Source organism: Blastocatellia bacterium (assembly GCA_016713405.1).
In the GTDB taxonomy this organism is placed as follows: domain Bacteria; phylum Acidobacteriota; class Blastocatellia; order Chloracidobacteriales; family JADJPF01; genus JADJPF01.
The window spans coordinates 133,939-159,024 of sequence record JADJPF010000006.1 but is presented as its reverse complement, the minus strand read 5'-3'; the positions used below and the strand labels follow the sequence as shown (position 1 = coordinate 159,024).

General features: G+C 33.5%; 21 protein-coding genes and 3 pseudogenes. 13 read left to right on the top strand and 11 right to left on the bottom strand.

Going from position 1 to position 25,086, the window contains the following annotated elements; translation table 11 throughout:
* Positions 1-190 precede the first annotated feature (190 nt).
* Positions 191-1,323, bottom strand: a pseudogene (locus IPK14_09595) (glycosyltransferase).
* Positions 1,324-1,509: 186 nt separating this feature from the next.
* Between IPK14_09595 and IPK14_09590 the strand changes: the two are divergent.
* The 6 genes and pseudogenes from IPK14_09590 (at position 1,510) to IPK14_09565 (ending at position 7,566) form a co-directional block, all read left to right on the top strand.
* Positions 1,510-1,722 (top strand): hypothetical protein, encoded by a 213-nt coding sequence (locus IPK14_09590; protein MBK7993657.1) that lies wholly within the window; start codon positions 1,510-1,512, stop codon positions 1,720-1,722.
* Positions 1,707-1,997: a molybdopterin-dependent oxidoreductase gene (locus IPK14_09585; GenBank protein ID MBK7993656.1), complete on the top strand. Its 291-nt coding sequence runs from the start codon at positions 1,707-1,709 to the stop codon at positions 1,995-1,997. The genes IPK14_09590 and IPK14_09585 overlap by 16 nt, the downstream gene beginning before the upstream one ends.
* A 51-nt stretch (positions 1,998-2,048) precedes the next feature.
* Positions 2,049-4,478, top strand: a pseudogene (locus IPK14_09580) (molybdopterin-dependent oxidoreductase).
* A 22-nt stretch (positions 4,479-4,500) separates the two neighbouring features.
* Complete coding sequence (locus tag IPK14_09575) at positions 4,501-5,412, top strand: EamA family transporter (protein ID MBK7993655.1); 912 nt, start codon at positions 4,501-4,503, stop codon at positions 5,410-5,412.
* A gap of 36 nt (positions 5,413-5,448) precedes the next feature.
* Complete coding sequence (locus tag IPK14_09570) at positions 5,449-6,384, top strand: hypothetical protein (protein ID MBK7993654.1); 936 nt, start codon at positions 5,449-5,451, stop codon at positions 6,382-6,384.
* Positions 6,385-6,393: 9 nt separating this feature from the next.
* Positions 6,394-7,566, top strand: a complete 1,173-nt coding sequence (locus IPK14_09565; GenBank protein MBK7993653.1) for a serine/threonine protein kinase — start codon at positions 6,394-6,396, stop codon at positions 7,564-7,566.
* A gap of 4 nt (positions 7,567-7,570) precedes the next feature.
* On the opposite strand, the gene IPK14_09560 is transcribed toward IPK14_09565, so the two are convergent.
* Positions 7,571-8,446, bottom strand: a complete 876-nt coding sequence (locus tag IPK14_09560) for a zf-HC2 domain-containing protein (protein ID MBK7993652.1) — start codon at positions 8,444-8,446, stop codon at positions 7,571-7,573.
* 31 nt (positions 8,447-8,477) lie between these two features.
* A complete protein-coding gene (locus IPK14_09555; GenBank protein ID MBK7993651.1) occupies positions 8,478-9,020 on the bottom strand; it encodes a sigma-70 family RNA polymerase sigma factor in 543 nt (180 codons plus the stop codon).
* Positions 9,021-9,265: 245 nt separating this feature from the next.
* Here IPK14_09555 and IPK14_09550 point away from each other — a divergent pair, with 245 nt between their 5' ends.
* Together IPK14_09550 and IPK14_09545 are read left to right on the top strand one after the other, a co-directional pair.
* Complete coding sequence (locus tag IPK14_09550) at positions 9,266-10,858, top strand: hypothetical protein (GenBank protein MBK7993650.1); 1,593 nt, start codon at positions 9,266-9,268, stop codon at positions 10,856-10,858.
* 36 nt (positions 10,859-10,894) lie between these two features.
* The gene (locus tag IPK14_09545; GenBank protein MBK7993649.1) at positions 10,895-12,181 is read left to right on the top strand and encodes a putative DNA binding domain-containing protein; all 1,287 of its coding nucleotides are present in this window, start codon (positions 10,895-10,897) and stop codon (positions 12,179-12,181) included.
* 45 nt (positions 12,182-12,226) lie between these two features.
* On the opposite strand, the gene IPK14_09540 is transcribed toward IPK14_09545, so the two are convergent.
* Positions 12,227-13,255 carry a hypothetical protein gene (locus tag IPK14_09540; protein ID MBK7993648.1) on the bottom strand — a complete coding sequence of 343 codons (1,029 nt, stop codon included), beginning with the start codon at positions 13,253-13,255 and terminating at the stop codon, positions 12,227-12,229.
* A gap of 280 nt (positions 13,256-13,535) precedes the next feature.
* On the bottom strand, positions 13,536-14,795 hold the full coding sequence (locus tag IPK14_09535) for a hypothetical protein (protein ID MBK7993647.1): 1,260 nt from the start codon (positions 14,793-14,795) through the stop codon (positions 13,536-13,538).
* Between the two features lie 362 nt (positions 14,796-15,157).
* Here IPK14_09535 and IPK14_09530 point away from each other — a divergent pair, with 362 nt between their 5' ends.
* Both IPK14_09530 and IPK14_09525 read left to right on the top strand, forming a co-directional pair.
* On the top strand, positions 15,158-15,652 hold the full coding sequence (locus tag IPK14_09530; GenBank protein MBK7993646.1) for a roadblock/LC7 domain-containing protein: 495 nt from the start codon (positions 15,158-15,160) through the stop codon (positions 15,650-15,652).
* Positions 15,653-15,718: 66 nt separating this feature from the next.
* Positions 15,719-16,308 (top strand): annotated as a pseudogene (locus IPK14_09525) (GTPase domain-containing protein).
* 203 nt (positions 16,309-16,511) lie between these two features.
* Here the strand turns inward: IPK14_09525 and IPK14_09520 are convergent.
* Positions 16,512-17,264 carry a hypothetical protein gene (locus tag IPK14_09520; GenBank protein MBK7993645.1) on the bottom strand — a complete coding sequence of 251 codons (753 nt, stop codon included), beginning with the start codon at positions 17,262-17,264 and terminating at the stop codon, positions 16,512-16,514.
* 234 nt (positions 17,265-17,498) lie between these two features.
* On the opposite strand from IPK14_09520, the gene IPK14_09515 reads away from it, so the two are divergent.
* The 3 genes from IPK14_09515 (at position 17,499) to IPK14_09505 (ending at position 18,996) form a co-directional block, all read left to right on the top strand.
* Complete coding sequence (locus IPK14_09515) at positions 17,499-18,425, top strand: PIG-L family deacetylase (protein ID MBK7993644.1); 927 nt, start codon at positions 17,499-17,501, stop codon at positions 18,423-18,425.
* Between the two features lie 18 nt (positions 18,426-18,443).
* Positions 18,444-18,656: a hypothetical protein gene (locus IPK14_09510; GenBank protein MBK7993643.1), complete on the top strand. Its 213-nt coding sequence runs from the start codon at positions 18,444-18,446 to the stop codon at positions 18,654-18,656.
* A 181-nt stretch (positions 18,657-18,837) separates the two neighbouring features.
* Positions 18,838-18,996: a hypothetical protein gene (locus IPK14_09505; protein ID MBK7993642.1), complete on the top strand. Its 159-nt coding sequence runs from the start codon at positions 18,838-18,840 to the stop codon at positions 18,994-18,996.
* Between the two features lie 108 nt (positions 18,997-19,104).
* Here the strand turns inward: IPK14_09505 and IPK14_09500 are convergent, their stop codons facing one another.
* From IPK14_09500 to IPK14_09480, 5 genes are read right to left on the bottom strand one after another with little or no spacing between them, the layout of a single operon-like run.
* Positions 19,105-20,331, bottom strand: coding sequence for an aldo/keto reductase (locus IPK14_09500; GenBank protein ID MBK7993641.1), 1,227 nt, complete (start codon positions 20,329-20,331; stop codon positions 19,105-19,107).
* 19 nt (positions 20,332-20,350) lie between these two features.
* Positions 20,351-20,824 carry a hypothetical protein gene (locus tag IPK14_09495; GenBank protein MBK7993640.1) on the bottom strand — a complete coding sequence of 158 codons (474 nt, stop codon included), beginning with the start codon at positions 20,822-20,824 and terminating at the stop codon, positions 20,351-20,353.
* A gap of 14 nt (positions 20,825-20,838) precedes the next feature.
* Positions 20,839-22,149 carry a hypothetical protein gene (locus tag IPK14_09490; GenBank protein ID MBK7993639.1) on the bottom strand — a complete coding sequence of 437 codons (1,311 nt, stop codon included), beginning with the start codon at positions 22,147-22,149 and terminating at the stop codon, positions 20,839-20,841.
* Complete coding sequence (locus IPK14_09485; GenBank protein MBK7993638.1) at positions 22,146-23,429, bottom strand: tetratricopeptide repeat protein; 1,284 nt, start codon at positions 23,427-23,429, stop codon at positions 22,146-22,148. Before IPK14_09485 ends, IPK14_09490 begins: the two co-directional genes overlap by 4 nt.
* Positions 23,430-23,467: 38 nt before the next feature.
* A complete protein-coding gene (locus IPK14_09480; GenBank protein MBK7993637.1) occupies positions 23,468-24,562 on the bottom strand; it encodes an Hsp70 family protein in 1,095 nt (364 codons plus the stop codon).
* Between the last annotated feature and the right edge of the window lie 524 nt (positions 24,563-25,086).

The window sequence follows — 25,086 nt, the reverse complement described above, 5'->3', positions numbered from 1 at the left end:
TTTAGCTTATTTTTGCTTTATCCTCAACACCCTGGCAAGAGTTAAGTATTATTTTATTAGTAAGAGTTATAAAGGGTTGTAATAGGAATCTTACTAATTTTCATTATTAGAGATTAACAAATTATAGTTGCCAATTTTAACCATAAACTTTAGTTTTTCCAACTTAAATTTACCATTTTGATGGATTTATCTAAATTTTTTGTAAAGATAACATTTTTTTTACTACATCTATAGCTGCCTGAGGACGAGCTAATTTTTTTACATTATTTTGCATATTTGTAAAACGCTCTTATTATCTAGCAAAGAATCTATTTTATAGGCCAAAGTAGGTAGATTATTACAGCGAATTGCTACACCTTGTTCAAGTAAATGATCTGAATTTCTTTCTTCTTGTCCTGGAATAGGGTTAAAAATTACAAATACAAGACCTTTTGCCAAAGCTTCAGAGGTTGTTAAGCCTCCTGGTTTACCAAGCAGAATATCAGAAGCAGACATATACTCATCCATATCTTTAGTATAACCAATAGGTTTAATAGTAACTAAGCTATTATTTGCTAGAGTTGCTGCTAAAGTATCAACACGTTGTTTTAATTCTGCACTTTTTCCACAAATAGCAATTATTTGTAAGGGATTTTTTGAATGTAGTAAGGCTTTTAATAGTAGTTCTACTGGGCCAACTCCAAAACCCCCAGCAGAGATTAGTATAGTTGTTTTGTTAGGGTCAAGACCATATTTCAGTCTCATGGCTTGTTTATCTTTTTGTTCAGAAAAAACTGGATCTATAGGAATACCAGTAATAGAAATTTTATCCGGCCAAATACCTAATTTATTTAAGTGAACAGATGCTTCATCAATAGCAACAAAATAGTGTTCATAGTTATGACAAAGCCAAAGAGCATGAACGTCAAAGTCTGTAATTACAATACCTTGAGGACAAGTTAATTTTTCTTTAGCTTTCATCCAAGAAACAATTTCTGCTGGTAGAAAATGAGTACAAATAATAGCGTCTGGTTGATATTTTTTAATAAACTTTACAAATGGACGTGTATTTAGCTTATCTACCATCAAGCGGCGGCGTTCTTTTTCCCAAGGCGTATCTAACTTGTCATAAATCCAACCAAGTAAGTCAGGGGTCTTGTTAACCATTTCAATATAAGCTTTTGAGTAGAGATTACGAAATACTTTATTAGTATATTCTAATGTGTCTATATGTATAACTTCTTTAGCTGCATTTAGTTGGGTTGCTGCTTTTTCAATTGCTTGGGCAGCGCGAATATGACCTGCTCCGGCTGAAGCTGAAAGAATTAGTAATTTATTAAACATAATTTTTTATATCTCCCAAAATTTTAAAGGTTAACAAAAAATTTTCCCACCAATTGTACAGCAATTTGCTAGGTTTTCAGTTTAATTTATCCAAACTAATGCTTTGGCAGTTTGCTAGTTAGTTTGGCTAACATCTATCATTGCTTAAAGAAGGAAAATGTTTAACTTAGATAAGGTCTATATTTTATGGATAATTGGCAAGAAGCGTTAAAAACTGATAATGCCAAAAAACTTAATACCATTTGTTGTTTTTGCTCTTGTGGTTGTGGAATGATTGCATCTGTTAAGAATGGAAAGCTAATTGGGTTAGAAGGCGACCCGGAACACCCAATTAATCAAGGCGCGCTTTGTAGTAAAGGTGCAGCAGCAGCAGAATTACATAGATCTCTGATCGGCTAACACAACCTCTTTACCGTAAAAGCTATGCAGATAAATGGGAAGAAGTTAGCTGGGAGTTTGCTTTTTCTTTAATTGCTAAAAAAATCTATGAAATTCGGGAAGCTAATTGGGAGAGTGAAGAAACGCTTCCAACAGGTGAGAAAATAACTGTTAACCGAATGGATGCAGTAGCTTTTTTTGGTTCGGCTGTTTGTACTAATGAAGAAACTTACTTAGAAAAGAAAATGGCCCTACTTTTAGGAACAAGCTATATTGAACATCAGGCCCGGCTTTGACATAGCCCCACGGTTCCTAGTCTAGGGACAAGCTTTGGTCGAGGTGCTTCAACTAATCATTATATTGACTTTAAAAATTCTCGCTGTTTTTTGATTGAAGGCAATAATACGGCGGAAAATCATCCTATGGCGATGCCTTGGATTATGGAAGCTAAAATGCAGGGTGCAAAAGTGATTCATGTTGACCCTCGTTTTACCCGAACTTCAGCAATAGCAGATATTTATGCTCAAATTCGACCCGGTAGCGACATTGCTTTTTTAGGAGCAATGATTAATTATATTATTACTAATAATTATTATGATGCACAATATCTAAAAGATTTTACTAATGCCTATTATTTAATAAATCCAGAATATAAATTTGAAGAAGGCTTATTTGTTGGTTTTGATGAGGTTACAGCTAGTTATGATACTAGTAAATGGGCATATCAACTTGATAGTGTTGGTAAACCCAGAGTAACTAATAGTTTAACAGATGAAAACACAGTTTTTTCGCTCTTAAAGAGACATTTTGCAGATTATAGTTTTGAAAAAGCAGCTAAAGTTACAGGAATTTCAGTTAAAAAACAAAAATTAATAGCAGATACTTTTATAAATAATCGTCCAGGAACAATTCTTTATGCTTTAGGAGCAACTCAACATACTTATGGGACTCAGCACATTCGCTGTTATCCAATAATTCAGCTACTTTTAGGAAATATTGGAAAAGCTGGCGGAGGTGTAGCAGCTAACAGAGGCGAATCAAATGTTCAAGGTGCAACGGATTTAGGAGTAGCCTGGGATAAATTACCAGGTTATCTAACTGCACCATCAACCGACACACCAACATTAAAAAGCTGGATAGAAAAAAATGGGACTTCTCGCGCTAAGCATTTGATTAGCTATCTTAAAGCAATATTTGGAGATGCAGCACAAGCAGAAAATGATTTTTGCTATGATTGGCTACCTAAGCAAAACACTAAGGTAAATTATTCTGCTTTTAAGATGTTTGAAGCTATGGCAGCAGGAAAAATTAAGATGTTAATTAACATAGGTCAAAATCCTGCTGTATCTAATGCTAATCACAATGTAACTTTAGAAGGTCTAACCAAGCTAGATTTATTAGTTGTGGTAGACATTTTTGAGACTGAAACAGCTAGTTTTTGGCGTGATCCAAATTTTAAGACTTCCAAAGTTGCAACAGATGTTTTGGCCTTACCTGCGGCTAGTTTTTTGGAAAAATCTGGTTGTATTACTCATAGTGGACGATGGTTACAATGGCGAGATAAATGCGTTGACGCGCCAGGAAATGCTCGCACGGATTTAGAAATACTAGATCAAATCTTTAAGCAAGTTCGCCTACTTTATGCTAATTCTACAGATCCAAAAGATAGAGCAATACTTAACGCTACTTGGGATTATGGAGAGCAGCCTAGTTATTTAGAGGTGCTAAAGGAAATTAGCGGTAAAGTTTGGCAAGATAAGACCATAACTATTGCTAATAAAGAAGTAAGCTTAAAAACTGCTCATCAAGTGCCACACGTTCAAGCCCTGCAAGCAGATGGGTCAACTAGTGCAGGTTGCTGGCTTTATTGTGGTGCAGTAGGTGAAGAAAACGGACAAATAGTTAATTGTACAGCACGTCGAGATCCTAATGATCCTAGTGAAATAGGGCTACATCCCAATTGGGCTTGGTCTTGGCCGGGCAATATTCGTATCCTTTATAATCGGGCTTCTTGTGATTTAGAAGGAAAACCAAGAGACAATGCTAAACCGCTAATTTGGTGGGATGAAAACGAAAAATCTTGGCAAGGTGTTGATATACCTGATGTTACAAATATTTTAGCTCGCCCAGAAACAGAAGTAGGGCGTAACGCTTTTCGCTTTTTAGCCGAAGGACGAGCCAGGCTTTTTGCTGCTCCTTACACAGATAAAGACTTAGAAAGCGGGCTTGCTCGTGATAAATCACCTGTTTTAGTCGATGGGCCGCTTCCGGTTTATTATGAACCTATCGAAAGCCCAACCATAAATATTTATCATAAAGTCCAAAATAACCCGTTAGTAAAACATCGTGGATCAAATCCTGCTACAGTTGAGCAAGCCGCAGGAGAATTTCCTTATGTTTTATGTACAGGCTTTATTCATGAAATGTGGGGCGGTGGGGCAATGACTCGTAGAATGCCTAAGTTAGTAGAATTAGTGCCAGAACCATTTGTAGAAATGAGCAAACAGTTAGCTGCAAAATTAGGTATAAAAGCAGGCGACCATGTTAAGTTAACAACCCAACGAGGTTATGCACAAGCAAGAGCCATTGTTACAGGCAGAATACAAACTTTAATGATTAATGATAAACCAGTAGAAACGCTTTGGGCCCCAATGCACTGGGGCAGTTTGGGAATGAGTTGCGGAAATGCTATTAATGCTTTAACACTAGACGCATTAGAACCTAATGTGCAAATTGCTGAAAATAAAGCTTGTTTATGTAATATAGAAAAACTTTAAATAGAAAAATTAATTTTCTTAAATGTCAAAAAAACAAATTTATTTAGCTTTAGCTTTTGGAATTATTTGTATTTCTTCTTCAGGTATATTAGTTAAAACCTTGGAAATACGTCAGTTACCATTATTAGGCGTAGCTTGTTATCGTATGCTACTAGCTGCTTTGCTTATATCTATACCTACTTTAGCTTTACAAAAAAAAGAGTTAGCAAAAATAAATTCCTCCCAAATAAAAGCCTTAATTCTTGCAGGTTTGTTTTTAGCTCTACATTTTGGCACCTGGACACTTTCAATTGCTTATATTCCTGTTGCTCGCTCGGTTTTACTTGTAACTTGTCATCCAATTTTTACCGCTTTAGCTAGTAGAATTTTTCTAAAAGAAAAATTTTCCTTACGTAATTTACTAGCAATATTAGTTGCCTTTAGTGGTATAGTTGTTATTTTGCTTGAGTCTTTACTAAATTTAGCTAGCTTAAAAGGCTCTTTGATTGGTGATTTGTTAGCATTAACAGGTGCAATTACTATAGTAGGCTATATTATTATTGGAAAAAAACTCCGGGCCGATATGACCGTTTCTAGCTATGCTACTTTGGTTTATAGCGTTTGTGCTATGCTACTTTTACCAGTAGCGTTAATATCAGGAGCTAGCCCAAATATTTTTACATCATCAGATTACTTGATTTTACTAGGTTTAGCCGTTGTTCCAACTTTAGGCGGACATACAATTTTTAATTTGCTACTAAAAAATGTTAGTGCTACTTTAATTTCTATTGCTTTTTTAGGTGAGCCTTTAGGAGCATCGTTGCTAGCCTGGTTAATTTTTGGAGAAGTGCCTTCTTTACAAACATTTATCGGGGGTGCGCTAGTGCTAATAGGTATTTATTTAGTACAATTGGAAACTCCAACTAAAAATAATTTGTTAAAAGAAAATAAATAAAATTGACTCTGGAAGATTTTTAATTATTGTTAAGCTATGAAATTTCAGGTCAAAACTAAAACTAAGTCAACACGTTGTGAAATTTGTCATCAAACTGATCAATTTGATGAGGCTACAGAAACTTGCCTTCGTTGTCAAAGTTTGGTAGTTGCCAATCTACTTCCACAAACGCCAAATAGCCACTTTCAAGACTGGATGGTTAATTTAGGTAATGCTAATAGGGCATCTTTAAGTACTAGGGAGCTTTTGCAGGTTATCCAAAACTCATTTCAATTTTACAGACAAAATTTTTTATTATTAATAAGTATTACCGCTGTTAGTTTAGTACCTCTTTGTTTGCTTCAAGAAGATATTGTTCGCTATTATTTTGGCATCAAAGATGCAGACTTACGTATATTTATCTGTAACATAGTACCTTTTATTTTATATTCATTTGTCATAGGTGCTTTGGATTTAGCAATTCTTAAGCGTCACAGAGGCGAAGGTATTACAATTTTTTCTGCTTATCATAATGTATTTAGTCGAGGTATTAAATATCTGTTTACTTCTTTGATTGGAAGAGTTTACCAATTAGTAGGTATTGCGTTTTGTTGGCTAGGAGTTTTATACACTTACCCTAGTGGGGCTTTTGCTTCAGAAATAGCAATAACAGAAGAAGTTTATAATATGGCAGCATTTAAGGCTAGCCATCGTTTAGGAATGCGTATTCCTATTTTTTTGTTGCTCTTAGGCTTAACTGGTTTTATTACACCATATGCAGTTACAGAAGCCTTAAATGAAATTCTTAGTAACAATCTTTATGGTTCTAGTATAAGTTTTTCAGGTTTTTCATACTTTATACTAATATTTTTTGATATTTTAATTTGGCCTTTGTTTGTAGTAATAAAGATGTTGGCTTATTTACGTTTGCAAAATCAGGAAGCAACAGCAAACAATCAAAATACCCCTGCTACATTTCAACCAAGAGATTAATTAAATTTTATGGATAGAGTAAAAACTAAAGAATATCCTTGGATAGGTAAAACTATTGCTGAAAAATATCTTTTAGAAAAACTAATTGGAACTGGTGGCATGGGGTCTGTTTACGCTGGAAAACACGTCCAATTAGGCCGAGCAATTGCTGTTAAGGTTATGAATGCTGATACGGTTTCTGATGAAACTGCTGTAGCCCGCTTTATTCGTGAAGCTAAAACTGCTGCTAAACTTGACCATGCTAATGCTGTCACCATTCATGATTTTGGTTCTACCTCAAATGGTGGAGCTTTTATTGTAATGGAATATATTAGTGGTCAAAGCTTAAGAAAATATCTAAGTAAACATGGGGCTTTATCCTTAAAACAAACCTTAGCTTGGTTTATGCCAATTTGCGAAGTAATAGAAGCAGCCCACCAACGAGGAATTATCCATCGAGACTTAAAGCCTGAAAATATTATGCTTAAAGAAATTGGAGAAGAAATAGTAATAAAAGTAGTAGATTTTGGGCTTGCTAAACTTGTCACCAATACAGACGCTTCCCAGAAATTAACTAAAACAGGTGAGTTTATGGGAACACCTCAATATATGGCTCCAGAAGTTTATGACGGCGAAGCGGCAGACCATCGCACAGATATTTATGCTTTAGGAATTATTCTTTATGAAATGATTAGCGGTAAAATACCTTTTGCTGGTTCAGTACAAAATATTATTTCAGGACATTTATTTAACGAACCAAAGCCAATTACTAGCATTAACCCAAATTTACCAATAGAGATAGATCAAGTCTTAGCCTTAGCTCTAGAAAAAAATCGAGATAAACGAATTAGCAGTGCAGTAGAGTTTGCTAATGCTTTTAAGAAGTCTATAAGCAAAATTAGCACCCAACAAATTATTAAACAAACTGTAGCAACACAATTAAAAAATATTCCACTTGAAGATGAAACAAATCTTCCAACCGTTAGAGATTCAATTGCTGAATCAAAAAGTAGTATTAATCAAGAAAATAAACTTAATAATGCTTTAGAAGTTAATAAAAATAATGCTGATAAAGAAAAAAATAAAATTGTTAATACATCTACTTTTAATTTATTAAAAGAAAACCCAATATTATTAGTAGTTGGTCTTGTTCCGCTAATAATGGCATTATTTTTAATAGGGTATTTTCTTTTTAATAAATAAGGTTTTAGTGAAATAATTCTGCTTGTTTTTCCTCAAAAGCTCTTGTTTTAAGTAAGTTAGAGCTAATAGCCTTTATTTCTTCTTGTGATAATTCACCTGCAATTAACCAAAGGGTATTTTCTTTTGTACTAACTGCTCCAACTTGCAATGAACCAGAAGTTTCCAAATAAAGTTGTTCTGGGTTGATTTGAGTTTGGGTTTCCTTAAATTTATCTAGAGCATTTGCTAAACCATAATAAACAGAGACTTGATTATCTCCTTTAAGATACATTAAATGTAAAAAAGAAGTCTGATAAACTTCACAAGGATGTAAATCTGCAAATTTTATCCCTAAAGTGTCTAATTCTGGGAATTTAGTATTAAATTGCTTAGAAAGTTCTGTTTTAGAATGGCCTTTATGTAGTCCAATATTTGAAAGCTCAATAGCACTACAAAATTGATGGTTACGTGCAGCACCAATTAATAAAGGCCCTGTTGCCGTTGCATAATAGGTGAGGGAAAAAACGCTTAGCATTGCAATTAGAATACTAGCAGCCAGCGATAAAATAACTTTCTTTATCCAAGATGTTTTTATAGGTTTTTGGATTGAAATTACATTATTTGTAGGTTGTTTTGTTTGAGCAATTGTTAAAGCTATTTGCTCTTTGACACGATCATTAATAGCATTTGCTCTTGTTGCCAAGGTCAGGTCGCTTTCATTTGCCTGTTGAATAGCAGTTTTTAGAAGAGAAGAAATTTTTGTTAACTGATTTAATTCTTTTTCACAACTAGGACAGTTTTCCAAATGATTTGCTACAGTTAATGTGGTAGCTGTATCTAGTTGATTTTCCAAATAAGCAGATAACAAATTATTGATTTTATAGCAGCTTAACTCAATCATACTATTTCCCTTTATAAACAAATTAAAATTTTTATGCTGTAGCAATATCTTCTTTTGTATCTGGACAAAGTAATTTTTTAACCATTTGACGCGCTCTATGAAGCCTTGACATAACTGTTCCCATAGGGACATTTAACATTGTTGCTGTTTCTTTATAGGAAAACTCTTCTACCAAAACTAATAAAATAATATCTCGATATTCTGATGGTAGACGATAAACAGCGGCTAAAGCTCCTTGTTCATCCATATCTAATTTGGGTTCAAAACGCAAAATATTTGAAATAGCAGGCTCATCAACAGAAAAATGCTCTGAATTGTTTGCTAAAGATTCTCGGCGACGATGAATTAAATTAATCATAATGCGAAAAAGCCAGGCTCGGCAGTTGCTTCCTAGTTCAAATGTATGCCAATATTTCCAAGCTCTTAATAAGGTTTCTTGCACAATATCATCTGCTTCTGTTGAGCTACCACACATCCGAACAGCACTACGTAGTAAGGTTTTGGTATGAACCAAAGCTAGATTTTCAAATTGCTTTAATTGTTCTTCTGTTAGTAATAAAGAAGATTCGTCCATAAATTTTTAGTATCTAAATTATTTTTATACTTACCAAATTGGCTAATTATTCTGTGTTAATGTGTTTATTATGTTAAATAATATGAAGAGTAATTTTATTCCATAAAGACTGGAAAAAGTTTTTCGCTTAAAAGGTAGGTTTTGGGTTATTATTCCCATCTATTTAAAAATTACTCAACAATCTTTTTCCAAGAAATATAGTCTCAATATTTCATAATTTTATAAGTGGGGGCTTTTTTGACTTTATGGTAAGAAAATCAACTCAAGCAAAAAAAATAGCAGTAGAATACACTAATTATTTGGAATCTCTTGGTTGGTTTATAGGATTTCCTCCAGAAACAAAGGAAATGACACTAAAAAATATAGAAAAAGATCAAAAATCCCGCCCAGATCTTTATTTGCTTGGTTTAATTGTAGATTTAGAATCTGCTAATTACGAAGGAGTACATAGAGAGATAATTTTAGAATTATCAAAAAGTTCTTTTGGATTATTTAAGCCAGCATCAGTAGCAGAAAAATGGGTAGACCTACCAGATGGGACTCTAATAGAAGTATCAATTGCTATTGGTGGTAAAGAATATGCCCATGAATGGATGGCTAGAGGTCACTATATTGATGAAAATTTTGATTATCTAGTTAGAGAAGTAATAGAAAGAGTTAATCCAAAATTAACTTTAGGGACTATTTGGCTAAATGAGCAACAGATACTTTATTTAGTTTGTAATAAAGAGGCTTACTTAAAAGGTTTAAATCAAGGCTTATTTTTATCTAGCTATCAAGACACAAATTTTTCTGGTGAAGCACTAACAAATTTACTTAATCGATTTCAAAATAAAAAATCTCTTTTGCGCTTGCAAGCAGGGCTACTTTTACGTTTATGGTTTGATTTTGGTTGGTTTGATTTTGAATGTGCCAAAGCTTTTCAATCTGCCCTTAAAGATAGAAATAAAGAAATTAAAACTCTAGCAACCTCGTTTATTGAAAAATACGGGCAAGCAATTGAAGATAATCAACAAGGGCAACATACTGGAAGTAAACGAGTTAGGTTTATGCCAGAAGATGGATATTCTCGTTTTAAGGATTCTAAAATCCTAAAACTACGAATGCAGACCGCAAAAGAATATCTAAGTCATTTAGAATCTGTAGGTTGGTTTGAAGCTTTACCCAAAGCAATTAAAGAAATTATTGAAGAAGAAATTATTGATGATGATTATAACCGCCCAGATCTTTGCTTGCCAGGGGTTTATCAGTATTTAGATTGTATCGAGGGCCCGGGCATATATAAGATTTTGGTTGAAGAATTAGTAAAAACATATGAAAAAGCTTTTCTACCAGATAAAATTGATGAAAAATGGACTAAATCAAAGCAAGTTACTCTAACAATTAAAGTTAAAGGAAATAAATATTCTCGTAGCTGGAAACAAGAAGATGAGCTTATAGATAATAATTTTGAAGAGTTGCTTAAGGAAGCTATTGAAAATACAAACCCAAAATTAACATTAGGTGTAATTTGGCCAGGTGATGATAGTAAACTTTATGTGATTTGTAATAAATCCGCTTATCAAAAAGCACTGGATAAAGGTTTAATGCTTAGTCTTACTAATAATACATTAGAATTAAGCACTAGTGCTATAGAAAACTTAAAAAATATTTTTAGCAATTCTAAGTCTTTACTACGTTTATTTGCTGCTGAACTACTAACACTTTGGCTACAAAATAGTAATTATCAAGATGACGACTTAGATGATTTTAGAGATGCTTTTACTGATGTAGATGAAAATATTAGGAGAGTTGCTAGAAAACTAGTAACTAGATTTGGCAAAGTTTATACACTTTAAGAAATTTGGTTGCTATCTGACATAAAAATTTATTTTATGACAAGGAAAAAGTTTAAGTCTCCTCGCTCTCGTCGGGAAGTTACTTCCGAAAGGGCTTTTTATGAAAAACTTTTTACTGAAGACTATCCACGGCTTGAGCAGTTAGATTTACTTAATTTAATTCGTGGAGGTGAGGATAGTTATTTAGAACTAAAAGTTAGACTTACTAATAATGAAAAAATAGTTTTAGAAATTATAGCTTTAGCTAATTCTGGTGGTGGAGCAATAATTTTTGGTGTTAATGATAATCGTTATGTTGAAGGTTTAGACGATCCAGAAGAGGTTGAAGAAGAACTTAGAACTATTTGTCGTACTCAAATTACCCCACAGGTCTGGCCCTATATTGATAAAATTGCTTTTGATAATGGCCGACGAATAATAGTCCTAGAATTAAATGATAAACGCGCTCCACATTATGCTTTTGACCATCGCTATTATTTAAGAGAAGGTGCTACTATCCGTGAAGCACGTGCCGAAGAAGTAACACAGCTTTTTGCTCGCTTTAAGCCTACATCTTATGAGTCTATCCCGCTTTTTAATGCTCAAATTGACCATATAGATGAAGCTTTTCTTTGGTCTTATGTTCGTGAACTACAAGGAGAGCTTTTTAATAAAAGCGGTAATTATCCAACGGCTCAAGTAATGCGCGATATGCAATTAGCCATAGAACACGCTGACAAAATAATACCTACAGTGGCCGGAATGTTACTTTTTGGCTATAGCAATCAATTAACACAAGTTTTCCCTCGTAGTGGTGTACAGTTGCAAAGATTCTCTGGTGATAGTTCAAGTGATCCAGTAATAGAAAAAGTTATATTTAGCGGAAATTTAGCTTCACTTTATGAAAGAAGCCAAAGTTTTATTAGCCGTTATGTAGATTTATGGGATAGTATTAATTTACGTAAACATAAGAATAGTGATCCAATAGAAGGACGTGCTAACTATAACAAAAATGTTGTTTTAGAAGCTTTAACAAATGCTTTAATTCATCGTGATTATTGTATACGGGAACAATTTATTAAAGTAAATATCTATAATAACCGCATAGAAATTACCAATCCTTGTATTACTAACGGGTTGATACGCAAAGGATTAGAAATTTATGGAACAGCAAATATAAGTAATTTTCGTCTAAAGTCTGTTTTTAAGTCATCAGCTTATGGAATGAAGACCTTTTCTGGAGGGCTTCCCGCAATTCGGTTGCTAGCTTATCGTAGCAGCGGACGCGAACCAAAAATAAATATTATTCAAGAAGAATTTAGAATTGAATTATTTGGTTGTTAATTAGTAGTAGTAGCTTGATGCTACTACTAATAATTACTAATTAATTTACCTTAAGATAACTAAAGCTTCTGGTTTTGTATCAGAGATTGTTACATTAGCTGGAATATTACCACTACCACCAATAGCAATATTTCTATAAACTAACAACACATCATTAGCTTTTTCAGCAACATAAAGGTCACGGCCATCATAAATAATATCTACAGGATTACCTAATTTAGTTGCATCTCCTTCAATTGTTCTAGCAGCTTTAACAATTCCATTAGCTTTAGAAGCACGTCTGATAACAAAGAGCTTGCCATCACTATTGCTTTTTGCATCTCCAACATCAGAAAGTAGCAATAAATCCTTACCAGGAACGTAAACAATACCATGTAAATTAACGCTGCCATCAGGTTTAATTGTGCGATCTAAATTAGTATCAAAGCCTGAAGAATAGAAGCTATTGTAGACAGCTACTTCACCATTAACTAGTGCGACATAAAGAGTGTCTGATGCTTCATCATATTCAACATCCCAGGGTTTAGCGGAAGTAGTAATTGTTGCTAGAGGAGCAACATCACCAGATGCTTCAGCACTAAATACTAATACTGTACCATTACCATTTTCAGCAACAAAAAGTAGTCCGTGTTCATCATCAATATCAAGTCCTTTAGGGTTTTTTAAGGTTGTATTATCGCCTTTGATTTCTCGGTCACGTTTTGCATCAAACTCAACACCAGTTTTATCTGCACGTTGACTGAAACGAGCAAAGATACGGACACCAGGGCCATTACTTCCATCACCACATTGATAAAGATTGCCACGGCTATCAAGAGCAATGCCTTCGTTATTTCCTACCATAACTTTACCTAGATTTGAATCTAAAGTGTTGTTAAAAACACCTACTTCCCCAGCATTATCTTTGCCATTACGAGAAACTAAAACTTTAGAAGAAGATAGTAGACAAGAAGAGCCAGCACTTGAAGCTTTACGTGATTTAGCTTGTGCATAAGTTTCATTACTTACAAGAGTTAACGAACCTAAAACAAAGACTAATAGTAGGCAAAAAGTATATTTAAGATAAACTTTCATGGATTTTTCCTTTTTTATAAAATTTTTTAATAGAGATCAAACGAAATTTTGTCAAGGAGTTGACTTTGGCGGCTCAATTTTAGCAAAATTATAGGCTCTTGAGCAAAAACATCTTGGCAACAATTAGGATAAGATAGCTAGATACAATTAATTAAGATAGCGTGTTTAGAGCTTAAAAAATTAAAATCTATTAACATTCTTGGAATTATAGCAAAAATATAGAGTAATCAGACTAGTAGATTACTCTATAAGATTACTCGTTAATAATTTTGCATGTTTGTTAAGTAGTAGAGGTTTCACCTGGCAATAAGCCTTTAATATCACGAACTACTTGTTGGACTACCTTTTCATCTGCAACAGCCATCATAATAAATTCATAGCCGTTATGTATGCAGATCAAACCATTAGAAAAAAGCCAAACTGTTTCTAAAACAGGGTTGCCACCTAAGAGAATATCAATAGGGAAACCAACAATGCGATCTGGAGAAAGGATTTCTGCCCAAATTGCTACACCGGCTGCAATATTAAAAGTTCCTAAAAGCGGCGCACCTACATATTTAGTTACATCTCGTTGAAATTCAACACGTTGACGTTCTGCTTCAGATAAATGACCAGATTTAATTAAGTTTTCTTGTGAGCTAAGATAATCAAGGTATTTTTCTGATAGTTTACGTGTGCCATAAGCTAGCAAAGCAGAGCGGAAAAACCAATGGCCTTTTTGACCAAGTATGATCACATTAAATTTAGCGAACTGACTACCTACACCAGCCCCTAAGACCAAGGAAAAGCCTGTTAATGCAGCTTTGCCAGGGTTTTCTTTTGCCCATTTAATTGCTGAATTTACTGTGTCCATAATAGAGGCTGCTGCACGGTTAGCAGACTGAGCAAAGCTATAAGCATCTTTAGTGTGTTGGTAATAATCTTTGGCTTTTTCTTGGTAATCTTTGGCCTTTTCCCAAGCTTTTTCCCCATACTCCTTAGCCGTTTCTTTAGCTTTTTCTCCATATTCACCAGCTACAGAGCTAGCTTTTTCTCCTAAATCACTAGCAACTTCACGAATTTTTTCCCCATACTCTTTGGCTCTATCACCAGCTTTTTCTTTTAATTCATCGGCAATAGAACTAGCTTTTTGACCTAGATCGCTAGCCACAGAACTAGCTTTTTCTGTACCAGTTTTAATTACTTCTTCTGCCGTACCAGTACTGGATTTAACAACTTCACTAGCAACTTCGGCCCCGTCTCGCAAAGTATTTTCCGCACTTTCACGAGCTTGTTTAAGGTTATCTTTTAGGTTTTCTGTAATTTTATGTTCTTGATCTAAGCGTTCAATTTCTTTCTGTGCAGCTTGTGCTGTGTTAGAAACAGCATCATAACTAGCGCGAGCAACGTTTTCTACTGTCTCAACGCTGTTACGCATAGCATCAGTAGCATTTTTAAGACTGTCATCAAGGCGATCTTTAATTTTATATTTTTCTTCTAGTTCCTTAGCTTTTTCCTGTGCTTTACGTCGCCATTCCTCAAACTTATCTGTATAACCCATTATTGCCTCCTAAATGGGACTTGTAAGTATTTTAACAAGTTATGATTATTATTAAAATTATAAGACTTTTTCCTCTATCCAAATAACCAATATAACGGTTATTATATACAGGTAGGTTTTGAGAAACTAGCCGCTTTTCGGTGACACTTTTACAGGAAATTACAAGATTGCATTTATAGAAAAGGCTTGAAAGGTTGCTTTAGCGTGTGATATATATTCACGTCACCTAAGAAAAAGTTTTTCAACATAAAATTTTTCAAAAATAATCAGTTAGCCCAAAGCTAACCAAAAATTTAGCAAATAATTTTTTTTCATAAGTTGAGCCAAGTTGTTTGCCATTTCAATCTTGAGGTTAAATTAGAATGTCTAATTCTGTGGTAATGTATGAGGCAGAGTATCAACAAATTAAATCCGTCATTGCAAAACTTTGTGATGATGCCAACGCTAAGATGGTTTTCCTCGTAGATAAGAATGGTCAACAAATAGCTTCACATGGAGAAATAGGTAATATTGATACTACTTCTCTAGCTTCTTTAACAGCGGGTAATGTTGCTGCTACAGATGGGTTAGCTCGGTTGATTGGAGAAAAAGAATTTCCTGTACTTTCACACGAAGGTGAGAAAGACAATATACATATCTCTATTGTTGCCCAACGTGTTATTTTAGTGGTAATCTTTGATGAACGCTCTAGTTTAGGACTAGTGCGTTTACGTGTAAAAAGAGCTTCTAATGAATTAACAGATGTATTTGAGTCTATTGTACGTAAAGTTGAGCAACAAAAAGAGCAGGGTGTAGAACTAGATTCGCCCTTTGCTGAAATTACGGATGAGGATATTGATAATCTTTTCCGTGAATAATCTTAAGGCGGCTCTGTCATAATAACAATAAACCATAAACTAATCTTTAAGTAAGGGTTTCTAAACTTGACATTCATAAACTACGCTTCTCGGGAAATTAATTGTAAAATCGTCTATTATGGCCCTGGTCTAGGTGGCAAAACTACCAATTTGCAGTATATCTATGATACTACTGCACCACAGGCTAAAGGTAAACTTATCAGTTTGGCAACCGAAACTGATCGGACACTCTTTTTTGACTTTCTCCCATTAGAACTAGGAACAGTACGAGGTTTTAAGACTCGCTTCCATCTCTATACTGTACCTGGACAAGTCTTCTATGATGCTTCTCGTAAGTTAATCCTAAAAGGCGTTGATGGAGTAGTTTTTGTGGCTGATAGTCAAATGGAACGTATGGACGCTAATATTGAATCTCTTTGGAACTTAGAAAATAACCTTAGGCCCAAGGGTATGATTTAATGAAAATACCTTATGTACTTCAACTTAATAAACGTGATTTACCTAATGTAATATCAATGGATGAGTTGAAGCGTGAGCTAATGCGCAAAGGCGAGCCGGTTTTTGAGGCAGTAGCTTATAAAGGGGTAGGCGTTTTTGACACACTAAAAGCTGTTGCTAAACAAGTGCTAGTGGAATTAAAGAAAGGTAGTGGCTAAAATAGCTACTACTTTTGGGAAAAAGGACTTCTGGAGCAGGGTTTTTTGCTCCAAAATGCTCTTTTCTCTCAAAGGGATTTTTCTCTAGTTAAGGATAAGCACTTTGCCCACTTGCCAAAACGGTAATAAATACTTGTCTTTTATAGCTTTGCCATTTATCTATGGCTATAACCCTTCTTTTTTGTAAATCCTCTGTAATTTTCCTACTTATAATTTTTTAAGATAAGTTGATTATCAAAATCTGCTGTAATTTTATCTATCCACCCTTCCATAACACCAAAAAGTTTTAATGGCTGATTATTAGGCAGCCTAGTAAATACTTTTCGATAAGTAGGAAAACTTAGTCCATCAAATTCTTTATGTTCAAAACAATAATGTGCGCCTTTTGTAAAAGAACCAAATATTTCTGCTGTATAGTCTAAGCGTTGTAGCAAAGCAGATTCATCAAAATAAAAAACTTGCTGTTTTGAATGTGTAGGAATATTATCAGGAAAATTAACTAAAAGTTTATGCCAGATACTACCATTTTTTTCTTGCCAAATACCTATTTCTTGATGACTAAAGCCAGGCCAAAGAAATAAATAAGGGGTCATTAGATAATTCCAAAACGCATAACCAAAAAAATATAAAACATGTAGATCATTCCAAATTACAGGTAATTTGGTTTTACCATTAAAAAGCTGGTTAAGAGATTGTTTTTCTTTAATATTTTGTTCTAAATCTTCTATCTGCACATATTTGCTAGTAAATACACCTTTAAACCCTGTTTTAGGAAAAGGGGTTATTTCTGTATGTACTTGTTTACAATTTATTTTTACTGTTAAATTACGAATTACAGGAGACTTAAAGCGAGTAGCCAAAATATTACCTTTAATGCGAAGATTAGCAGTTATATAAGAAATATTTTCCCATATAACTTTCCCTCTATGTGCATTAATAGCTTTTTCTAATAGCATAAATAAACTTCTTTGGCTAAATTATCGATTAGTCTTGACATTATCTAGCAACAACTGTTTTAACACAAGTATTGGTTTGATTAGTCTTAAAAGATATTTTTTCTAAGGCATCTTATCCAAAAACTACTGGTAAAAAGCTAGCTAAATAGTAAATAATCTTGATTTACTTTGACTTGCTAAATCTAATTTATATATCAAATAAGTAACGTAATTAATTAGTATTAGGTTAAAAATATGTTAAATAAAATTAAATTTTCTTTGGTGCTACTAGTAGTTTTTCTATTAATCAGTTTTTTTCCAAGCTTAAGCTTTGCCCAACAAACAGAAAATAACATTAAAGCCCTAATTGTTACTGCTCATCCTGATGATGAAAGTATTTTTGCCGTAACAATTTATAAAATTACTCATGACTTAAAAGGAAAAGTTGATATTGCTATTGTTACTAATGGGGAAGGTGGTTATAAATACTCTACTTTAGCAGAAGAAATTTATGGTGTAGAGCTTACAGAAGAAAAAATAGGACGGGAATATTTACCTACAATAAGAAAAAAAGAAATGATAAATGCAGGAAAAGTTATTGGTTTAAGAAATTATTATTTTTTAGAACAAAAAGATCATAAATATACTCAAGATGTTAAAGAAGTATTTCAAGGTATTTGGGATATAGAGTTAATTAAAAAACGTTTAGCAGAAATTATTACTAATGGAGAATATGACTATATTTTTACTGTACTTCCTACAATTGATACACATGGACATCATAAAGGGGCAACAATTTTAACTTTAGAGGTAGTAAAAAGTCTGGATATAAAAAAGAAGCCTGTAGTTTTAGGTGCATCATTAATGGATAAAGACAGCGATTTATTAAAGGATTATGTAGGACTTACAGATTATCCAATAACAAAAATTAAAAAGGACGCACCTATTTTTGTTTTTGATAGAACACAAAAATTTGGCTATAAAGATAACTTAAACTATAAGATTATTTCTAATTGGCTGTTAGCAGAACATAAGTCACAAGGTACGTCTCAAATGGGTATGAATAGAGGGGATTTAGAAAAATTTTGGTTTTTTGATATTAACAATGCTGCTAGTATTGAAACAATTAGCAATTTATTTAACAAATTAAAAATTATACCTTTTAAGAAAAAAGAATATTAACTTTTTAGGAGAAGAAAAATGCTTTGTCCTAATTGTGGCAGTTTTACTAGTAATCCTAATGGGCATAACGCTTGGGCCTGTATTTCAATCCTTAAAGAGCGGAATTTACGGTTACAAAAACAGGTAACTATCTTAGAAGATCAAATAAATGAAGTAAAAGCAGATTTACATGCTACAGAAGCAGTTTTAGAAATGGAGTTAGTAACAAATTGTAAGAAGAGAAGTTTTTAAGCTATTTTTATTTGCTATTGTAAAAGCAAAAGAGATCTATTTTATAAAAAATATATGCGGGTAATAGAGCCTAAAGTCTAGTAATTTAATGATTTGTAATTTGCTTGCTTATTTGGTGCAACTTAATAAATTAAATATCCATCTATGTTTACATAATTTACCAAATTAAGGAGTCACCAAAATGGCAAGCAAGTCTAAAAAAACATATATGATCCGTCGTGGTCGTAAATATTTAATTGAACGTAGTGCTGATGGCACTTTCGGAAAATTCATTGAAGTAGTTACACCAAAGAAAAGTAAAAAAGTAACTAAAGCTGAAAAACTTACTGATGCTGCTTAAAACAAAACTTAAATTGTTAATTTATATAAAGAAAAGCCCCAAATTTGGGGCTTTTCTTTTGTTGCAGGCTCACTATCTAAATAGTTAGCGGAGATTTTGCAAAAATTTTTAAGCTAGCTTTTTGGCTGCTTGAAGCATCATTTTACCAATTTCTAAATTATGAGGGCAAATAGCCTCAGCTTGTTTATAGTCAGTATTAAAAATAGCTTCTCTTGCCATTGGAGGTAATTGAGAGTATAAATCTCTTGCTCTTTGAGCTTCCCCATAATTGTCATGATACATTAAATAGCGTAGTGTATCGCCGATACGAACAGGACTATTAACTTGTGAAGAGCAAAGATGATCACAACCATGACAAACTAAGTGATTAGTAGCTTTAGCATATTCATCTAAAAGTTGGCGTTCTACAGCACTAATTTTGTTTTCTATTGCAGCCATTGCATTTGTTTGGACAAGTTGAATGGAAGGCATTGCAGAAACAATTGTATCCATTCTTCCATCTGACCAAACAGCTTTCAAAGTTGACTGTTCTTTAGTAAAACCTTTTTCTTGGAATGGATTAGCTTTATCTTCAAAAGAAACACGTCCACCTTGAGTTTTCATTGCAATTAACCCAATATTGGCTTTTTTAGCTTTATCAATTGCTCGGTTAAGTTCATCACTATTAACTGTACGGAAGTTATAACGAAGCATGATTGCATCAACAAAACCACCTTCTGCGGCTGCTTCCATTGCTTGAGGTAAAATTCCAGCATGACAAGAAAATCCAAAGAATTTTATTTTCTTTTGTTTTTTTAGTGTTTCTACAACTTCTTTTAATTCTTGGCTCTTAGGCCAGTCAACACATTCTTTAGGATATTCGCCATCACCTAATTGGTGCATAAAATAAAGGTCTAAATAATCTGTTCTGAGAGATTCTAATCTTTGATCAACCATCACTAACAAATCTTTGGGTTGTTTTGGATGGTTTTTAGTAACAATAAAAGCATCTTTACGTTTACCTTGTTTTTCTAAAACTTTACCTAAAATAACTTCGCTTTGACCATTAAGATAACAATCTGCAACATCAAAATAATTAATTCCTAGTTCAAAAGCACGTGCTACCATAACATTGTTTAATTCATAACCACCACCATGCGAAAGAATAGGTACAGTAACTCCTGTTTTACCTAAGACTGCTGTTGGAACTACCTTTCCTGTTAGGGTATTTGTAGGAATACTTTCTGCTGGAGGAGCAAAAATTTTTGCATCATCTACTGCTTTATCTTGACTACAACCTATCATACTAGCTGCCCCTGCTAGTACAGTACTTTTAATAAATTTTCTTCGATCCATAAAATGACTCCTTAGTAGATTAATTCTTAGTTTCAGGCAATGAGAGGGAAGAGATTAATAATCCTACAAGAATACCAGTTATTACTATTTGTTGATAGAAAAATTTCAAATAATCTAACGCATTACTAAAACTAGCTTGCATTATTGCTTTATAAACAAGTTCTGAGACTAATGCTAGAATTGCTCCAATGGCAATATTTATAAGTACACGTAAAAAAGCTGGTTTAATTTTAGGAGTTATTAAACTTATAGCTAAACCTACTATAACTCCTGAAAGTATAGTTGAATTAGCAGCTAATTTTATATGTGCCTTAAAAAACTCATAATTAAGATCTAGCTGTGTAATTATGTCAACTGATGTATCTGTATAAGATACTATGTAAATAATTAGTTTAATTAGAAGTGCTAAAATAGCTCCACTAATAATACAAATAGGTACATAACCAAACCATTTTACTAGTTTTTTATCTAAAGGTTCTTTAGGTTGTTTCATAAATTTTAAGCTTTTTATAACAAATCTATTAAGTCATCTGTTTCACCTACTGCAATAGTAGGAGGCGAAAATTTCTTTACCATTCGACGAGGAGTAAAGGTTTGTATATTTAATAACCCTTCCTCTTTTAATGGAGCTATTCTTTTTAGTAAGGGTAAAGGCTCAACATTGAGGGTACTAAGAAATACCCATTTGGTTGCCCTAGTAATAGCTGAAAAAAGTATTTTTTGTAACTGAACTTGGCTAATATTTGGAAAAGCTTCTGTTACTAATTGTGGAATTATTATTGTGTCAAAAGTCGTCCCTTGTGCATCTTGAAAGCTAATTAACTTAGGACAATCATTACTAAAATCTTGCTTATTTTGACTTCCATCAGTGCGAATGTCTGATAAAATTACTTTTGTTTCTATCCGAGGATCTTTAAGCAGTTCAGCAAAATGAGGTAGCTGTTTTTGATGATAAAGTAATATAGCAATGCTTTCTCCCTTTATTAACCGGGAGCGAATTACTTCTATTAGTTTATTTTTTTCATCTTGTGGATTAGCTGCATAATAAAGCACAGGTTTTTCTTTTTCTCTTTCAGGTGTTTTTGCTTCTTGTAAATAAGCTTTACGTAGTTCAACATCATCAATAAATTGTGCTGCTAGATTGATAATATAAGGAGAACATCGAAAAGCACCATTTAAGTGTAAGGAATAGCGTTGACGTAGTTTAATTAGCATTTCTGTACTAGTTAAACCGTTTTCTCTTACTTGATGCTTATCATCTGCAACTACAGTGACATGTTTAGAAATAGCACAAATAATATCTAATGAAACATTATCTAGCTCGCTACCATCATCAACTAAAATAAAATCATATATTGGTACATTAATAGTGCTATTTTTAACCATTCCCCAAATAGATTGGAAAATATTATCAAAAAAGGAGGAATTGTTATCATATCGAATTTTACTTAGTATATTCTTATGAATTAACTCAAAATTAGGGCTAGAATCTTCTTTTTGAGGAATTATTGTATTTATATGATAGCGGTAAAAGCTTAAACACCAGGAATTAAAAGCAGAAAGTGAGGTATCAGGAATATTTAGCAATGAAAGAGCAGAACGTAAGTAACCTTTCATAATATTATTTTGGACAAAGATATGGTAGCGATTAGAAGGCACTTTTAGACTATCAGAAAGGTAGCGGGCCCGGTGAAGCAATAATTGAGTTTTACCTGTGCCTACAACACCAAAAACCACACGGTTTTCTGTGGCACTCATTTCTATTACTCTTTGTTGTGCTGGAGTAAGCTCAGATTTAGCTACTAATACTGTTGTCATTCAGAAACCTTTTGTAGTCCAGGAGTAATAATAGGTAACACTCCTCTTTCTATTACTAATTCTCTACGTTCTTTACGTCGTTTTTGCTCGGCTTGAATTTCTTCTATAAGTTCAGTTTTGTTTGCTAATCTTGCTCCAGCTAAAATCCAGCCTAATTCCCAATCATCTAGGGTAGCTACAGAGGCAAAAGAATCAAAAGCTTCTTTTAAGTATTTATCACGGTCAGAAACCTTATGACAAGCATCCGCTACCTGGGCCGCAAGTATAAGGTAGGGGCCTTCGCGACGAATAGAAAAAGCTTTTTCTAGTGATTCAATAGCTTCTGAGTATCGTTTACGCTTCTTTTGAGCTAGTGCTAGGTTAAACCAAGGTGTACTCCAAAATGGAGATGCTGCTGTAGCTTCTTTATAAAACTTTTCTTCTCTATCATAATCTCCTAGCTCTCCAAAATAGATTCCCATTTTATTTAAAATACTAGCGTCTACACCATGTTTTCCTTGTAGAGCTTTCTTTAAGTAATCAATTGCTTTTTCTCTTTGACCAAGTTCAACATAGTTTTCTGCCAACTCGACTAATTTTTCTGGGACACGTGAAGCAGGGTATTTTTTATTGCGAAGATCTTCTTCTATTTCATCAATTTTAAGTCGTCTGCTTTGAGGATTTACTACATTTGTAAGAGGGTTTTCTATTTTGGCAGTAAAAGGCTCTGTGTAGTCATCACTATTGGCTAGTTTCATACGTAAGTCTAAAACTTGGTTTTCATCAAAGCGATATTCTAAACAGAGTGGATCACCTTTTTTAACTGGGCCAGGAATTTGCCAAATTTGGCTAAATAGTTTTCTTTCGTCATCCCCTCCAACAATTTCTACTCTTAAATCTACTGAGGAAAAAGATGTCGTTTCTGGTACTGCTAGCGAATAGCAACGGGCATAGTTTGTATCCGATGGATAGGGAAGTTCTGCCCCTTTGGGAATTAATTCAACTAGTCCAGACTCTGCACGAATAGAAATAGCATCATGACATACTGGCTGGATTAATGGCTTACCATAAAGTGTTAATACTAGTGCATGAAAAGCCGCTCCACGGGCAATAGCTGTTTGTACCTGATTATTATCTGAATAAGTCATTAATTTAGCTTTTGGAAAGTATTTCCCTACAGCCTGTACAACTTGAGGGATTAAACTACTGCCACCAACAAGTAAACAGTAGTCCACTTGTTTAGACGTTAAGTTACTACGGTCTAGAGCATCTTGTAAGGGAGCAAATATAGAACAAGACATTCTATATTCAGTTTCACGAGCATAAAGTAAGTCTTGGTCTAAAAAGGCTTTAGGATTTCTTCTAATTGGCTAGCTGTTAGTTTTGGAGATTGTAAATTAAGAGTTCGATTTTTTACCTTAAAAGTAAAAAGACCTGGTTGTTGTTTAAGAATTTGAGTTTTATTAGAGGAATCATATTTGCCAAATTGTTGTAATTGAACAATTTCTTGACAAAGACCTATTTTTAGTGATTCAGCTACACCTAATAGAGCAGGCTCTAAAAATTTTTTCTTATCTTCAAAACTTAAATCAAACTGAGACAAGTTGTTTTCTTTAATCAATTGAGGGATTAACACATCATAGACAATTGCAGCATCAATATCTCCGCCTCCTAAGCGATGGTAGCGGGAAACTGCTAGCGGAGAGATTTGCAATCTACGACTACGATTTGGCATTTGCAACCGAAAAATAGCTACATCACAAGTTCCACCACCAAAGTCAAAAACTATTAAGCTTTTGGCTTCTGTAGAATCTTTAATAAAAGTTTCTCGATAGGTGATTAAATAGTCAAGAAATGCAGCAATAGGCTCGTCTAAAAGATCTCCACCAGTTAATTGTAAATTTGCAAGTTCTGCTGCAAGTAGTGTGTCATGACGTTGTGCAGCCTGAAAAGATGCAGGCACTGTTACTACTACCCGACTAACATTCGCATCGTTTTCTTCTAATGCTGCTGCGTGTAAAAAATCTAAGACATGTCCTCCAATTTCGGCGGCAGAGCGAAAACCTTCTGGGGCCATATGATAGGTTCTCATAATACCAATATCATTTTTACATTCATAAAAAAGATTTTGATTTTGTTTTAAGTTTAGCTCAGAAGCTCTTGCACGGAGTCGTTTAGCTCCTTCGCCTACAATTACTTGACCCTCATAAAATGTAACCATTGATGGTACTAAAACATGTGAATAATCACCTTCAGGTGTATTTTGTATAACATCTAAGCAGCGAATATTTATTGGGCTATGTTCGCTACTATCCCAAATAATTTCTGCTACAGCAGAATTAGTTGTTCCAAGGTCAATACCTAAAACTCGGATTGGACGAGAAAATTTCTTGATAGCTGCATTTTCAGGAATAAGAAGTGCTAACTGATTCATTGATTTTAATACCTGCTAAGAACTTTTAAGCTATTTTTTGGTTTTCCTATTTTAACACTTTGGACAAGAAAAAATATTTGATTTTTCTTATAAAAATTTCTTCTTTTCTTTAATTAAGAAAAAAAACTTGATAAAAATTTTGCTATTGTTTTTATTTGCTGATTTTTTATTTAGCAATAGATGTAGTTAATAAAACTTAATCTTACAAAGATACTATATATAGTAAGATTATTAAGCTTGTGCTACTATAATTTTTCACCTCAATTAGTAGTGTAAAACTATTCTTAGCCTAGTGTATAGGCTAGTTGACGCTTCTTGATCTGATCAAAAATATGGTTTTAATGAATAAAAATAAAAAAATATTATAAAAATAAAAAAATATAACTACTTATTTTACTAGTAGTTATAGGAAACCCCTTTATTAAAAGGCAGATCAAGCCTAAAAGATTTATTTTACTATTATAAGTTTTGTGGTAAATTCCAGAAACCATAATACTTATCCAAAATCTAAATCCTGCAATGGA

What these genes read in the sequence shown, in the direction of transcription:
- IPK14_09505 (MBK7993642.1), top strand. Translation starts at nt 18,838, where the DNA reads ATGGCAAGCAAGTCTAAAAAAACATATATGATCCGTCGTGGTCGTAAA.
- IPK14_09575 (MBK7993655.1), top strand. Translation starts at nt 4,501, where the DNA reads ATGTCAAAAAAACAAATTTATTTAGCTTTAGCTTTTGGAATTATTTGT.
- IPK14_09485 (MBK7993638.1), bottom strand. Translation starts at nt 23,429, where the DNA reads ATGTCTTGTTCTATATTTGCTCCCTTACAAGATGCTCTAGACCGTAGT.
- IPK14_09500 (MBK7993641.1), bottom strand. Translation starts at nt 20,331, where the DNA reads ATGGATCGAAGAAAATTTATTAAAAGTACTGTACTAGCAGGGGCAGCT.
- IPK14_09515 (MBK7993644.1), top strand. Translation starts at nt 17,499, where the DNA reads ATGTTAAATAAAATTAAATTTTCTTTGGTGCTACTAGTAGTTTTTCTA.
- IPK14_09555 (MBK7993651.1), bottom strand. Translation starts at nt 9,020, where the DNA reads ATGGACGAATCTTCTTTATTACTAACAGAAGAACAATTAAAGCAATTT.
- IPK14_09535 (MBK7993647.1), bottom strand. Translation starts at nt 14,795, where the DNA reads ATGGGTTATACAGATAAGTTTGAGGAATGGCGACGTAAAGCACAGGAA.
- IPK14_09480 (MBK7993637.1), bottom strand. Translation starts at nt 24,562, where the DNA reads ATGAATCAGTTAGCACTTCTTATTCCTGAAAATGCAGCTATCAAGAAA.
- IPK14_09590 (MBK7993657.1), top strand. Translation starts at nt 1,510, where the DNA reads ATGGATAATTGGCAAGAAGCGTTAAAAACTGATAATGCCAAAAAACTT.
- IPK14_09490 (MBK7993639.1), bottom strand. Translation starts at nt 22,149, where the DNA reads ATGACAACAGTATTAGTAGCTAAATCTGAGCTTACTCCAGCACAACAA.
- IPK14_09530 (MBK7993646.1), top strand. Translation starts at nt 15,158, where the DNA reads ATGTCTAATTCTGTGGTAATGTATGAGGCAGAGTATCAACAAATTAAA.
- IPK14_09560 (MBK7993652.1), bottom strand. Translation starts at nt 8,446, where the DNA reads ATGATTGAGTTAAGCTGCTATAAAATCAATAATTTGTTATCTGCTTAT.
- IPK14_09570 (MBK7993654.1), top strand. Translation starts at nt 5,449, where the DNA reads ATGAAATTTCAGGTCAAAACTAAAACTAAGTCAACACGTTGTGAAATT.
- IPK14_09510 (MBK7993643.1), top strand. Translation starts at nt 18,444, where the DNA reads ATGCTTTGTCCTAATTGTGGCAGTTTTACTAGTAATCCTAATGGGCAT.
- IPK14_09550 (MBK7993650.1), top strand. Translation starts at nt 9,266, where the DNA reads ATGGTAAGAAAATCAACTCAAGCAAAAAAAATAGCAGTAGAATACACT.
- IPK14_09495 (MBK7993640.1), bottom strand. Translation starts at nt 20,824, where the DNA reads ATGAAACAACCTAAAGAACCTTTAGATAAAAAACTAGTAAAATGGTTT.
- IPK14_09520 (MBK7993645.1), bottom strand. Translation starts at nt 17,264, where the DNA reads ATGCTATTAGAAAAAGCTATTAATGCACATAGAGGGAAAGTTATATGG.
- IPK14_09540 (MBK7993648.1), bottom strand. Translation starts at nt 13,255, where the DNA reads ATGAAAGTTTATCTTAAATATACTTTTTGCCTACTATTAGTCTTTGTT.
- IPK14_09565 (MBK7993653.1), top strand. Translation starts at nt 6,394, where the DNA reads ATGGATAGAGTAAAAACTAAAGAATATCCTTGGATAGGTAAAACTATT.
- IPK14_09545 (MBK7993649.1), top strand. Translation starts at nt 10,895, where the DNA reads ATGACAAGGAAAAAGTTTAAGTCTCCTCGCTCTCGTCGGGAAGTTACT.